Source organism: Chryseobacterium sp. CP-77, assembly GCF_036362765.1.
Lineage (GTDB): Bacteria > Bacteroidota > Bacteroidia > Flavobacteriales > Weeksellaceae > Chryseobacterium > Chryseobacterium cupriresistens.
This window is the reverse complement of sequence record NZ_CP143637.1, coordinates 91,506-104,996: the sequence shown is the minus strand read 5'-3', so window position 1 is coordinate 104,996 and position 13,491 is coordinate 91,506. Positions and strand designations below refer to the sequence as shown.

Here is a 13,491-nt window from a genome sequence, read left to right as displayed (position 1 = left end):
TATTGACCTTGATATTGATATGAATACAGATACCTTATTTAAACAAAGTATAGAAAACAAAGAAGACTTCTGGAAGGAACAGGCCGGGAAAATACAATGGTTTGAATTTCCGCAGCAGATTCTTTCCAATGGTGAAAACGATTACCCACAGTGGTTTTCTGACGGAAAGCTCAATATGTGTTACTTATGCATTGACAGACACATTGAAGACGGTTTTGGTGATCAGATTGCAATCGTTTATGATTCTCCTGTAACCCATCAGAAGAAAACCTACACATTTCATCAGGCAAAAGAGGAAATAGCAAAGCTGGCAGGAGGATTGGTTTCTTTAGGATTAAAAAAAGGAGACACAGCTGTTATTTATATGCCTATGATTCCTCAGACACTTTTTGCCATGCTGGCATGCGCAAGAATCGGGGTGATTCACAATGTGGTTTTCGGAGGCTTTGCTCCTCATGAGCTTGTAGTTAGAATTGATGACTGCAAACCGAAAGTTTTAATCACAGCCACGGCCGGTGTGGAAATTGCAAAGAGAATTCCCTATCTGCCACTGGTAGAAAAAGCAATCGAGCTGGCTCAGGACAAAGTAGACAATATCGTTGTATACAACAGAAAATTAGTAGATAATCAGGATGAGATGTTTGACGGACTTATTGATTATGAAGAACTGTTAGAAAAATCAGCTCCTGCGGACTGCGTTTCTGTAGAATCTACTCATCCGCTTTACCTGCTTTACACCTCAGGAACTACCGGAAAACCTAAAGGGATCGTTCGTGATACAGGAGGTTATGCCACGGCATTACAATTCTCAATGACTTATGTCTATGGTGTAGAACCGGGAGAAACGTATTGGGCCGCTTCAGACTTCGGATGGGCGGTTGGCCATAGCTTTTCTGTGTACGGCCCCTTAATCAACAGAAACACGACTATTATTTTTGAGGGGAAACCCATCATGACTCCTGATGCAGGAACTTTCTGGAGAATTATCTCAGAATATAAAGTTTCGGTGATGTTTACAGCCCCTACTGCTATCAGAGCTATTAAAAAAGAAGATCCGAACGGAGAACTGGTAAAAAAATACGATTTAACCCATTTTAAAAAACAGTTTCTCGCTGGTGAAAGATGCGATGTTGCCACTTTGGACTGGTTTGCAGAACATATTGGTGTTCCGGCAATAGACCATTGGTGGCAGACAGAATCCGGCTGGCCAATGCTGGGGTTGTTGACTCATGATGAAAATTATCAGATCAAAAGGGCCTCTGCAGGAAAACCTGTTCCGGGATATGATATTAAAATATTTGATGAAAACGGTTACGAACTCAATCCTCACCATGAAGGTTATCTGGTGATCAAACTTCCCCTCCCACCTGGCGCCATGCTTGGAATATGGAAAGACTACGCCCGTTTTGAAAGCAGTTACCTGTCTCAGTATAAAGGGTATTATTTTTCGGGAGATGGAGCTATTCAGGATGAGGATGGTTATATTTTCATTACAGGAAGAGTGGATGACGTGATCAATGTAGCAGGACACAGGCTTTCGACCTCCGAAATGGAAGAAATTGTTTCCTCACATCCTGATGTTGCAGAATGTGCAGTGGTAGGCATTGATGATGATTTAAAAGGACAGGTTCCTTTTGCCACGGTAGTTTTGAAAAACGGCTCGGCGATTTCTGAAGAAGATATTGAAAAAGACATCGTTCAGATGGTTCGCAACAAAATCGGGGCAGTTGCTTTTTTAAAAAATGTAATGGTTGTCAAACGTTTACCCAAAACGAGATCCGGAAAAATTTTAAGAAAGCTGATCCGGACACTGCTGGATGGTAAAGATTTTCAGATTCCATCCACTATTGATGACGAAAAAATCATTGAGGAAATCCAGGAAAAAATCCAGGTTTATAGAGCTTAAACGGGAAATTAAACATAAATTTAAAAATATAATAAATTCAAATTTCAAAAAACAAAAGGGATATGAGAAATTACTTAATAGAAGATTTACCACAATATTTTGAAGACTATAAGAAGTCTATCAAAAATCCTAAAAAATTCTGGGATAAAGTTGCAGATCAAAACTTCGTGTGGTATCAGAGATGGAGCAAGGTTGTTAAGTACGACATGAATGAAGCGAAGATCACCTGGTTTAAAAATGCGAAACTCAATATTACCAAAAACTGTCTCGACAGACATCTTACCATAAGAGGAGAAAAAACAGCAATCATCTGGGAACCCAATGATCCTAAGGAAGAAGCACAGCATATTTCTTACAACGAATTATACACCCGGGTGAATAAAACGGCCAATGTTTTGCGCGATATGGGTATTGAAAAAGGAGACAGGGTCTGCATTTATCTTCCTATGATCCCCGAACTGGCTATTACGATGCTTGCCTGTGCAAAACTGGGAGCTGTACATTCTGTTATTTTTGCAGGATTCTCAGCTTCAGCAGTGGCTTCAAGGGTCAATGACTGTGAAGCCAAAATGGTCATCACATCGGACGGAAGCTACAGAGGTAATAAAGTTCTGGATCTGAAAAGCATTGTAGACGATGCGCTGGAAAAAACGCCGACCGTGGAGAAAGTTCTTGTTGTAAAAAGAACCCACAACGAAATTAAAATGAAAGAAGGAAGAGATTACTGGATGGCCGATCTGTATGAAAAAGCTTCTCCTGATTTCGTTACTGTCATTATGGATTCTGAAGATCCTCTTTTCATTTTATATACTTCCGGATCTACAGGAAAACCAAAAGGAATGCTGCACACCTGCGCCGGGTATATGGTGTACACCGCATATACTTTTAAAAATGTATTCAACTATAAAGAAAATGATATTTACTGGTGTACAGCAGATATCGGATGGATTACCGGACATTCCTATATTCTTTACGGGCCGCTGCTGAACGGCGCAACTACAGTGATTTTTGAAGGAGTTCCTACTTATCCGGAACCGGACCGTTTCTGGGAAGTGATTGAAAAACACAAGATTACTCAGTTTTATACGGCACCTACTGCGATCCGTTCTTTAGCAAAAGAAAGTACGGAATGGGTAGACAAACATGACCTGAGTTCTCTGAAGGTCATTGGCTCAGTAGGTGAACCTATCAATGATGAAGCATGGCACTGGTTCAATGACCATGTCGGGAAGAAAAAATGTCCGATTGTAGACACATGGTGGCAAACGGAAACAGGAGGAATCATGATTTCACCGCTTCCTTTTGTAACGCCTACAAAACCTACTTACGCTACCCTTCCTTTACCAGGTGTACAACCTGTTCTGATGGATGATAAACGCAATGAAATCACAGGAAATCAAGTGACAGGAAATCTTTGTATCCGTTTTCCATGGCCCGGAATCGCAAGAACCATCTGGGGTGACCACCAAAGATATAAAGAAACTTATTTCACAGCTTTCCCTGGAAAATATTTTACAGGAGACGGAGCTTTGAGGGATGAAGTGGGCTATTACAGAATTACCGGGCGTGTAGATGATGTAATTATCGTTTCAGGGCACAACCTTGGGACAGCACCTATTGAGGACAGTATCAACCAGCACCCGGCTGTTGCAGAATCCGCCATTGTAGGTTACCCTCATGACATCAAAGGAAATGCGCTGTATGGCTATGTAATGCTTAAAGAAACCGGAGAAGGACGTGATAAGGAAAATCTTAAAAAGGAGATCAATCAGTTAATTTCGGATCAGATCGGACCCATTGCGAAACTGGACAAGATACAGTTTGTTTCTGGGCTTCCGAAAACACGTTCCGGAAAGATCATGCGTAGAATTCTGAGAAAAATTGCAGAAGGTGACTTCAGTAATTTTGGAGACATCAGTACGCTTTTAAATCCTGAAATTGTTGAAGAAATCAAAAACGAAAGAATTTAATTAATCATTATTTAACCAATAGTGGGCCCTGGGAGTTATTTCCGGGGCTTTTTGTTTTTATTTTTGTAATTAAAAAATTACGACAAGTTTTGTCGTTGTGTGTATATATTTTTGCCTCAGAATAAAATAAAACTAAATATAAATTAGGAAATTAAACATTTAATAGCAGGTTTTACATTAAATCGCATTAATGTGATTTTTGCATATTAAAAAGTGTTAAATTCGCAAAGTTTTAAAAAGCTAATTACTAACTCAAAAAAACATTAGAATGAGAAAGTTTTATCTCAGTGCACTTACTTTGTGCATGGTTCTGGACGTATCTGCCCAGGAAGTGCTATGGCAGAAAGACATCAAATCCTCTACCCAGGATTTTCTAAGCCAGGTTACCACAACCATCGACGGGCAGTATCTTATCACAGGAAGTTCTATTCAAAGCAATAAGCAACAAGCTTCAGGCAGTAAGCAAAACAACTGTTACGATTTTCATTTAGTAAAACTCAATCAACAGGGTCAAGAAATCTGGGAAAAATATTTCTCAGGGCCAAACCATGATTATTTATCTGCTACTGTTACCACGCAGGATGGCGGATTTCTTCTGGCAGGAACTTCTTATTCAGGAAAAGGATTCGATAAAAAAGAAGATTCCAAAGGAAGCTCAGATATCTGGCTGATCAGAATCAATGAATTCGGAGATGAACTATGGCAAAAAACCTTAGGAAGTTCTTCTGATGAAGAAGCAAGAGCTGTTATCCAAACTACCGATTTAGGATTCTTTGTTGCAGGAAATGTGCAAAACTCATCAAAAGGCTATGGTTCCAAAGATATTTTGATCACAAAACTGGATAAAGACGGAAAAGAACTTTCCCAATTAATCTTAGGAGGAAAAGGATTGGACGAAGTAGAGAAGATGATTCCAACGAGAGACGGAGGAGCTTTATTAGGAATTTATTCGAGGAGTTCCGAGGTCCGTGTTTCGGGATCTGACAAAGGTTCCGGGATGCGGGATGCGGGTTCTGTATCAAACGTTCAAAACTCGAATCCCGTATCCCGAAACTCGAAACAAACTGAAAATTTCGGTGAAGGTGATTACTGGATCGTAAAACTCGATAAAAACGGAAAAGTAGAATGGGAAAAGAACTTTGGAGGAAAAGGTGATGATCATATCAGAACACTGGCTTTAACTTCAAATGGTTTTATCATTGGCGGGGAATCGAGATCAGAAAGATCGGGAAACAAAACTGTCGGATTGGAAAAAGGAACAGATCTTTGGCTGATTGCTCTCAATGAAAGAGGCGATGAACAGTGGCAGAAATCTTACAATTTTAAAAACAGAGATATCCTAATGGGAATGAGTGTTCTTCATTCAGCAGATGACAAATCATCCAAAGGAATTTTATTGGGTGGTTATACTCAGGCAGAAGGAAGAATAGAAACTGATGATGAAACATTCTGGATGCTCTATCTTGACCAAAACGGAAATGAACAGTGGAGAAAACATGTGAAAGGAGAATCCAGACAAAAGGAAGAAAGGCTTTCTGATTTAAAACTCAACAAAGATGGTTCTATTATTCTGGCTGGAACCAGTGCTGAAGAATTGGGCAAAGAAAACTGGAAGATTGTCAAGCTGGGAGACAAGCAGGTTGATCAGTTAATTGAAAAATATGACATCAAGATCTATCCAAACCCTGTCTCTGATTATGCTTACGTAGAAATCGGTTTCGATTTCAAGGATGCAGATATTCTTTTGTATGATATGAGTGGAAGACAGCTCCAGAGTATTAAAACGAAGAATAGAGTGACTAAGATCAACACCCAGGCTTTGGTTCAAGGGGCTTATCTGGTGACGATCAAAACGGATACAAATAAAACTGCGAATGCTAAACTAATTAAGAAATAAAACACAATGAGAAAACAATATTTAATACTAACATTATTTTTCATGCAGTATTTGCACTCACAGGTTACAATTTCAAATCCGACCTCTGCAAGCAGCCCTATGGACAATATAAAACAAATTTATCCGGCTGCTCCCACTGCCAATAATTTAATGAAATTTGAAGAGGTTCCTGTAAGCTACTATACGGGAATCCCTGATATTAAAATTCCAATTGCAAGTATCCCAACAAATGATTCTAAAATTTCCATGAACGTTTCATTAAATTATCATCCCCTTAATGCAAAACCTCTTGATAAATCCGGAGAAGAAGGGTTAGGCTGGAGCCTATTGGCAGGAGGAACCATTACCAAAACTATACGAGGGAGTGCAGATGACCGTAATTATGAGGGGGTGGAGCAAAGAGTAGGAATTCTTTATGATGAATATAATTATGCAGGCGCGCATACTAATTACACAAGAAAATATTTGGATGAGTTAGCCGTAGGTGGTGTATATCATACGGATCAATATAAAAAACTTTTATTTGATGCACTATTTTTTAACCGTTATGATACTGAGTATGATCTTTACCAATATAATTTCATGGGCTATACCGGAAGGTTTATCATTAAAAAGTCATCCGACAATAATTTATATGTTGAAAAGTTAGATAAAAATAATCTAAAAATTACCATAGGCTCTACCAACCCTAATAACGCATTAGAAGTGGCTTCTTTTGTAATTCTTGACGAATATGGAAATAGTTTTACTTTTGATGTATTAGAGAGAACTCAAAGATCCAGTATATCTAATAAAGTAGGATACTATGACTCTTATCAAACCAATTCAAAAGATTCCGGTGAAAGTACTACTGCTTTCCACCTGAGCAGAGTTGCCAACACATCCAACACAGAATTGGTAAAGCTGGACTACTATCCTGCTTCTGAGATCCAGTATACAAATTATTCTAATATAACCAGAAATAAGTTGGCAAGTGAAGATGCGAACTCTTTGCCTGTTGCAACAACTTTCGATAGCCAAATGCCGGCTTCTTACGAAACGAACACCATAACAAATAATACATTTGTTCGAAGTTTAAAAGAGATCGAAATACCAGGAAAAGGAAAAATTAATTTTACATACCTGCAGGGAAGAAATGATTCAGGCTATAGTCTGCCTCAGCAGCTTCAAAAATTAGATAAGGTTAAAGTTTTTGATGTATCAGGAAAACTACTGGAAACATATCAGTTATCTTACAGCAATTTTACTTATAATTTAGTAGGAGAAAATATACCTAATATAACATTAACACTCTCCCAAGTAACAAAGTTTGATTCTTCTTCCAATAAAGAATATGATTATATATTAAATTATACATCCAATCCACAGGATCGTAAGTTGGGAACAGATCAATGGGGGTGGTTTAACTGTCCTCGTCCTAATGCAAATCCCCTTTTGGCAAAATACGTTTCACCGGATTGTATTAATGTGAATATCCTCAAAAGCATGAAACTTCCTTCAGGAGGCGTAAGAACTTTTGATTTTGGATCCAATACATATTCATCTGATCATCTGGGAATGCCAATTACCAATTTTGATGATAATATTGAAAATTGGACTTACAGTAATATGAATAATGTTACCTTACAGAGTACCTTTTTTAATTCTGCCACTTACAGTTTAGGAAAAGTTCTTCAGAATAAAATATTAGTTCTGGAAAGTGGCGAAATTTTAAACAATGCCGATAATATCGGATTTCTATTCTTAGAAAAATTAAACCTGAATCAAGAGTTGGTACAATCATATGGTATAAATACTACAGATAAAGAAATTAATTTAGAAGGTGGCTATTTTTATAGATTTAAATTTACATGGACTAATTCAAATGATCAGGGAACTGCCATTGTTAATTATTCATTTAAGACCAAAAATCCTGTACAAAAACAATGGCTTAACGGAGGTGGAATAAGAATTAATATGATCAGTTATTATAACAATCCAAATGATGCTGCTCCTCAAAAGAAAGTTACATTTTCTTATAACAAATTTGCGGATTCAGGAAAAAGCAGCGGTGCCTTGGTATTTCCAAAACCTTTGCTGACTTATAAGTATGGATATGGTAATAAATTTGTTTCAACTTGTGGGGGAATGTCGGTAGGATACTGTCAATACCCTTATGCCAATGAATTTGCAATATATTCATCTTAGAGTTTTCTTCCTGTTCAGAAAACACAGGGTTCTGATGTGGGATATCAGAATATAACGGTTTCGGAAACAGATAAAGGTAGAACAGAATATTCTTACACTTCACCTATTGATAAGCCTAATCCTGATTCACATTATATCAACTTTGAGTTGCCTCCATTTCTTCCTGTAGATAACTACGATTACAAAAGGGGATTATTAACAAAGGATGAAAAAAAGGATAATATGAATGTAAGTCTGTATAAAAAAGATACAGAATATAATATCTATGATTCAAGGATTCTTACAGGGCTCAATATAAGCTATATCAATTCGCCTTACTCAGAGTATTTGTATGCGGGGCATTTCAATTCCTATGAAAATTATTATGCAGGCTGTATACAAAACCAGGACTTAAATGTATTTTGTGATAACAGAAGCAACGTTAGCAGCATGATGCGTATTCTTCCGGTGGAGGAGATTATAGGAAAAGCAAACCCAACGCATTCTGAGACTATAGAATATTTTAACGGAAAGACTTTGAAAACAATTGAAGATGTTACATATAATATCAGAGACTATCCTATAAAACAAAAAGCAACTTTTGCCAATAATACAACCTTGGAAACTACCTCCAGCTATGCTCATGAGAAAAATAATCAGAAGCTGATAAACGCCAATATAATAGGTATTCCGCTGCAGACTATAACAAAAAAAGATAATGTAATTGTGTCAAATACGGAAACCAAATATGACAGCCCTTTGAATTTACTTCCAAGCTCTTTTGTCTCTACTGATTTACAGAATGTTGTTTCTACCGAAGTGACTTACGATAAATATGATAGTAAAGGTAACCTTCAGCAATACACCACCAAGGACGGCCTTTCCACAGTCATCATTTGGGGGTATAACCAAACCCAGCCAATAGCAAAGATAGAAGGAGCTAAATTATCAGATATCCAGCAGTCATTCATTGATTCTATTGTGACAGCCTCAAATACAGATGCATCAGCAGGCGTGAACAATGATGAAACAACCTTCTTATCAGCATTGAATACCTTCAGAAGTAATACCGCATTATCCGGTTATCAGATCACGACTTACACCTATGATCCTTTAGTAGGAGTAAGAAGCATCACCCCGCCATCAGGAATTACTGAAAGCTATGTTTATGATTCAGCTAACCGGCTTGAAAAAGTGATTGATGTGAATGGCAAAGTGCTGAAAGAAATGAAATACAACTATAAAAACTAAAACCGATGAAAAGAATATTAATTCCAATAGGAATTCTCATCATGGGAACTGCTCAGGGGCAGCTTACCAATACAGAAAATTATGTATACTCAAAGACGTATTTGTCAGATCCTACCCTTGCTAATGTTAAAAGCTCGGAAACAGTCCAGTATTTTGACGGATTGGGAAGACCTAAACAAATCGTTAATGTAAAAGCCTCACCCCTGGGAAGAGATGTTGTGACCCATATCGAATATGATCCGTTTGGAAGACAGGTGAAAGATTATCTTCCTGTTCCGCAGCTTTCTACAGCCAACGGAAGTTACTATTCAGGTCCTTTGGGGGTTTATCCAACAACCTATGGCAATGAAAAGATCTACTCAGAGAAGATTCTGGAAAATTCGCCATTAGACCGTATTTTAGCGCAAAAACAGGTCGGAACTGCCTGGGACAACAAGCCTGTACAGTTTGGATATGATGCCAATACAGATGGCGAGGTTAAAAAATACACCGCCACTTTTAACTATACCAATTTTACTTCCCAACTCACCTTATCTGGAACCTACGGAACAGGGCAGCTGTATAAAAATACGGTTACCGATGAAGACGGAAACCCAACCATTGAGTTTAAAAACGGGCAGGGACAGGTTGTATTGGTCAGAAAAGTAATCAGTGCTACAGAAAACGCAGATACTTATTATGTTTACAATGATTATAACCAGCTGGCTTATGTGATTCCTCCCAAGGCTTCTGTAGAAACAGATCCCAATACCGTACTGAATGATTTATGCTATCAGTATAAATATGACGGGAGAAATCGTCTGATAGAAAAGAAACTGCCTGGTAAAGGCTGGGAATATATGGTGTATAATAAAGCTGACCAGCTTATTCTGACTCAGGATACTGAGCTTAAAGGAAAAGGACAATGGCTCTTTACCAAATATGACCAATTTGGAAGAACCGTTTACACGGGAATTACAAATAATACTGCCAGCAGGGCTTCAATGCAAAATAGTGCCAATGTCAATGCTAATTTATATGAAACCAGGACCGCTGCAGCCGGATTTACCTTAAATGGTATGGCTGTATATTATACCAAACTTTCCACTCCTTCCAGTGTTAGCCAGATACTAAGTGTCAATTATTACGACACCTATCCTCCGGGTTCATCTGCAGTGACCAATGTGTTTGCCCAGCCTCTTCTTACGGACAATCCGGCTAATGAACAAACTACCAAAGGACTCCTTACCGCTTCCTATATCAAAAATATAGAAGATGATCAGTGGACAAGGAACTTTATCTGGTATGATACCAAAGGAAGAAACATCGGTTCAAGAAGCAACAATCATTTAGGAGGCTATACTGTGGTAAACAATAAGCTTGATTATACCGGGGTTATCCTTCAGACCAATACCTATCATAAAAGACTTGCTGCAGATCCTGAAAAGACCATTGTAGAAAAATTCACCTATGATCCCCAGAACAGGCTTCTGACCCATACCCATCAGGTAGGCAGCAATCCTGTTGAATACCTTGCCCAGAATAAGTATAATGAAATTTCCCAGCTGGAATCCAAGAAAGTAGGAGGAACAGCTGCATCTCCATTACAGACCATTGCTTATCAATACAATATCCGGGGCTGGATGACTAAGGTTAATGATCCGGCAAACCTCAATGGAAAATTATTTGGATATGAAATGAAGTATAACAATCCTGTGTATACCACTACGTCAACAGGAAGGTTTAATGGAAATATTGCTGAGATTGATTGGAATATTTCCAGTAATGAAGGGCTGAAAAGATACAATTATCAGTATGATGCTTTAAACAGGATGTTAAAAGGAGTATATTCCGAACCCAATTCTTCTGTAGCCCAGAATAATTATTTTAACGAAGAGCTGAGCTATGATCTCAATGGAAATATTAAAACCTTAAAAAGATTTTCATGGCCTGTTTCAGGAGGAACTACTGCAGAGAAGATTGATGATCTGGTCTATAATTATCAGAATGGGGACAAAAGTAATACACTGGATAAAATTACTCTTCCTTCAGGGGTTATTAACAACCGTTCAGGATACAATGCTTTGCAGGGAACGATGGCTTATAATCTTAATGGAAATATGACAGATCATCCTGATAAAAAAATGAAGATCAGTTATAATTACCTGAATTTGCCTAGTTATATTTCAGTTAACGAAGGGTTGATAGGTATTTCCAACACCAGCTACACCTACAGGGCAGACGGAACGAAAGTTTCTAAAACATACGGTATGAATGGGTCCATAGAAACCAATTATCTAGACGGTTTCCAGTATGATAACAGGCATGCCTATGATACCTCAGCATCTCTTTATACCGTTCCGGTATTAAAATTTGTACCGACTTCCGAAGGGTATTATGATTTTACGGAAAATAAGTATATTTACAATTATACGGATCATTTAGGAAATGTAAGGGTGAGTTATAAGAATAATGGTACTGGACTTGAGGTTATTGATGCCAACAACTATTATCCTTTTGGATTAAAACATCAGGAGGGTCTGATAGTTCCTGCTCCTTTTGGAGGAGTTCCTTATAATTATAAGTACAATGGGAAGGAGCTCCAAGAGACGGGTATGTATGATTACGGAGCAAGATTCTATATGCCTGATATTGGAAGATGGGGAGTCGTAGATCCGCTCGCGGAGAAAATGAGAAGACACAGTCCTTACAATTATGCGTTTAATAATCCTATTAGATTTATTGATCCGGATGGAAGACAAGCAGATGATTGGCGAAACAAAAATGGACAGTTAGTTTATGACCCCAAAGCTAACGATGGAAAAGGAGCGTATACAAAGTTTGCTACTGATAAAGACAAAGCATATGGAGATGGTTTGAAAAATTCAGGTAATACAGGTGCCAAACAATTTGATCAATTAGTAACTTCAAAGTTACCCACTACTGTAGAATATAGTAAAGAAAACCACCCTTTTTCAATGGGAGAAACGCATCCAATTGAGAAAGATGGCAAACTTGTAGGTTTTGAGATTACAATTTATGAGGGATCTAGTGAAGATGCCTTTAAAAATCCAGACAAAGTTTTAAATTCTGACGAGGCAGATAATGTGAAGAAGGGAAATTTAAGTGCTTTTGATATATCAACTTCAACTTTTGGTCACGAGATTGGTCATGCAAATGAAAAAAATCACCAATTACATAAGAAACAAGAAGAAACTGGTATTGTTGACGCTAAAAATAACAGCGAAACAATGCCAACAGCTATAGGAGAACAGATTCTTAAAGAATTGAGAGATAATAAAATTAAAAATAAATAATTATGAATAAGTACTTTATTATTGCCTTACTCTTTTTAGCTACTTGTTGTAAATCTCAAAATATTACCACGTTTTCTCAATTAGAAAACAATATTAGAGAAGTTCTTTTTCAAAAAGGTTATATAACACAAAATTCGTATTCTCAAAAAAAAGGTTTTACTATTTATGGAACTTATCAAAGAAAAGTTGATGAAACAAAGTTACGAAATGGTATATATGATCTTTATTTAGGAAATCATAGTCCTCAATTCAAATTTATTTACGAGCGAAATAAAATTATTTTTTTAGATATTTATTCTTTCAAGAATTTTTTAGAATCAATGAGAACACAAATGATTTATTTATTTGAACAAAGATATTGTAGAGAAATTGTTGTTGATTATGTAAAAAGATTGATTAGAGCACATTACAGTTTTAATAGAAATCCAAGAGATCTGATTAATAAAAATTGTGAATTTCCAGAAAAAAGAATATCAAGTACATTTTATTTAAATGAAATTAAGAGTAAAATTGTTACCGAAATTGCGCAGAAAGAGGATTTAAAAGAAGAAAATTTGCAACCTGAAAAAATTGAAAACATTGCAGTTAGTGAGTTAAGTGTATATTTTGGTATTAATGAGAAAGAAAAATTGGAAGAAGGAATTTATAGTTATGTTAATATAAATTCTAGTGTTTCTAATAATAGTTATTTTATCCTAAATGGAAATGATATTAAGTTTTTGAAAATGGATTCAGATGAATCATTCATTAAATCAATTCAAGAAATAATTTTATTTGGAGAAAATAAAAATATATGTTCTGAAAAAACTATTTGGTATATCGAACAATTATTTTCAAATTATATGGAAAACTCTTGTCTTTCTAAAGTTACGAAAGATTTGCCGTAACCCTCGCTCGTGCCTACGAATAAATCAGAACCTCTGCAACAGCGGAGGTTTTGATTTATTTTGTCTTAAGAAGCTGTATTGATATATAATGATCCCAGCTGTGCAAAGTCTTCAGACT

7 protein-coding genes are annotated in these 13,491 nt (G+C 36.9%); all 7 read left to right on the top strand.

Annotation, left to right across the window (positions count from 1 at the left end; translation table 11 throughout):
- Positions 1-19 precede the first annotated feature (19 nt).
- The 7 genes from V0410_RS00415 (at position 20) to V0410_RS00385 (ending at position 13,373) form a co-directional block, all read left to right on the top strand.
- Positions 20-1,906: an AMP-binding protein gene (locus V0410_RS00415; protein WP_330745839.1), complete on the top strand. Its 1,887-nt coding sequence runs from the start codon at positions 20-22 to the stop codon at positions 1,904-1,906.
- A gap of 62 nt (positions 1,907-1,968) precedes the next feature.
- Entirely contained in the window at positions 1,969-3,876 is a 1,908-nt protein-coding gene (gene acs, locus V0410_RS00410) for an acetate--CoA ligase (protein ID WP_330745838.1), read from the top strand.
- Positions 3,877-4,144: 268 nt separating this feature from the next.
- On the top strand, positions 4,145-5,773 hold the full coding sequence (locus V0410_RS00405) for a T9SS type A sorting domain-containing protein (protein WP_330745837.1): 1,629 nt from the start codon (positions 4,145-4,147) through the stop codon (positions 5,771-5,773).
- 42 nt (positions 5,774-5,815) lie between these two features.
- Positions 5,816-7,960 carry a hypothetical protein gene (locus V0410_RS00400; RefSeq protein WP_330745836.1) on the top strand — a complete coding sequence of 715 codons (2,145 nt, stop codon included), beginning with the start codon at positions 5,816-5,818 and terminating at the stop codon, positions 7,958-7,960.
- 36 nt (positions 7,961-7,996) lie between these two features.
- Entirely contained in the window at positions 7,997-9,190 is a 1,194-nt protein-coding gene (locus tag V0410_RS00395) for a hypothetical protein (protein WP_330745835.1), read from the top strand.
- A 5-nt stretch (positions 9,191-9,195) separates the two neighbouring features.
- Complete coding sequence (locus V0410_RS00390; RefSeq protein ID WP_330745834.1) at positions 9,196-12,486, top strand: DUF6443 domain-containing protein; 3,291 nt, start codon at positions 9,196-9,198, stop codon at positions 12,484-12,486.
- 2 nt (positions 12,487-12,488) lie between these two features.
- Positions 12,489-13,373 (top strand): hypothetical protein, encoded by an 885-nt coding sequence (locus V0410_RS00385; protein WP_330745833.1) that lies wholly within the window; start codon positions 12,489-12,491, stop codon positions 13,371-13,373.
- Positions 13,374-13,491 lie beyond the last annotated feature (118 nt).

Bases quoted from the DNA above. Each gene is read 5' to 3' on its own strand.
- V0410_RS00405 (WP_330745837.1), top strand. From the start codon at position 4,145: ATGAGAAAGTTTTATCTCAGTGCACTTACTTTGTGCATGGTTCTGGAC.
- V0410_RS00390 (WP_330745834.1), top strand. From the start codon at position 9,196: ATGAAAAGAATATTAATTCCAATAGGAATTCTCATCATGGGAACTGCT.
- acs (WP_330745838.1), top strand. From the start codon at position 1,969: ATGAGAAATTACTTAATAGAAGATTTACCACAATATTTTGAAGACTAT.
- V0410_RS00415 (WP_330745839.1), top strand. From the start codon at position 20: ATGAATACAGATACCTTATTTAAACAAAGTATAGAAAACAAAGAAGAC.
- V0410_RS00385 (WP_330745833.1), top strand. From the start codon at position 12,489: ATGAATAAGTACTTTATTATTGCCTTACTCTTTTTAGCTACTTGTTGT.
- V0410_RS00400 (WP_330745836.1), top strand. From the start codon at position 5,816: ATGCAGTATTTGCACTCACAGGTTACAATTTCAAATCCGACCTCTGCA.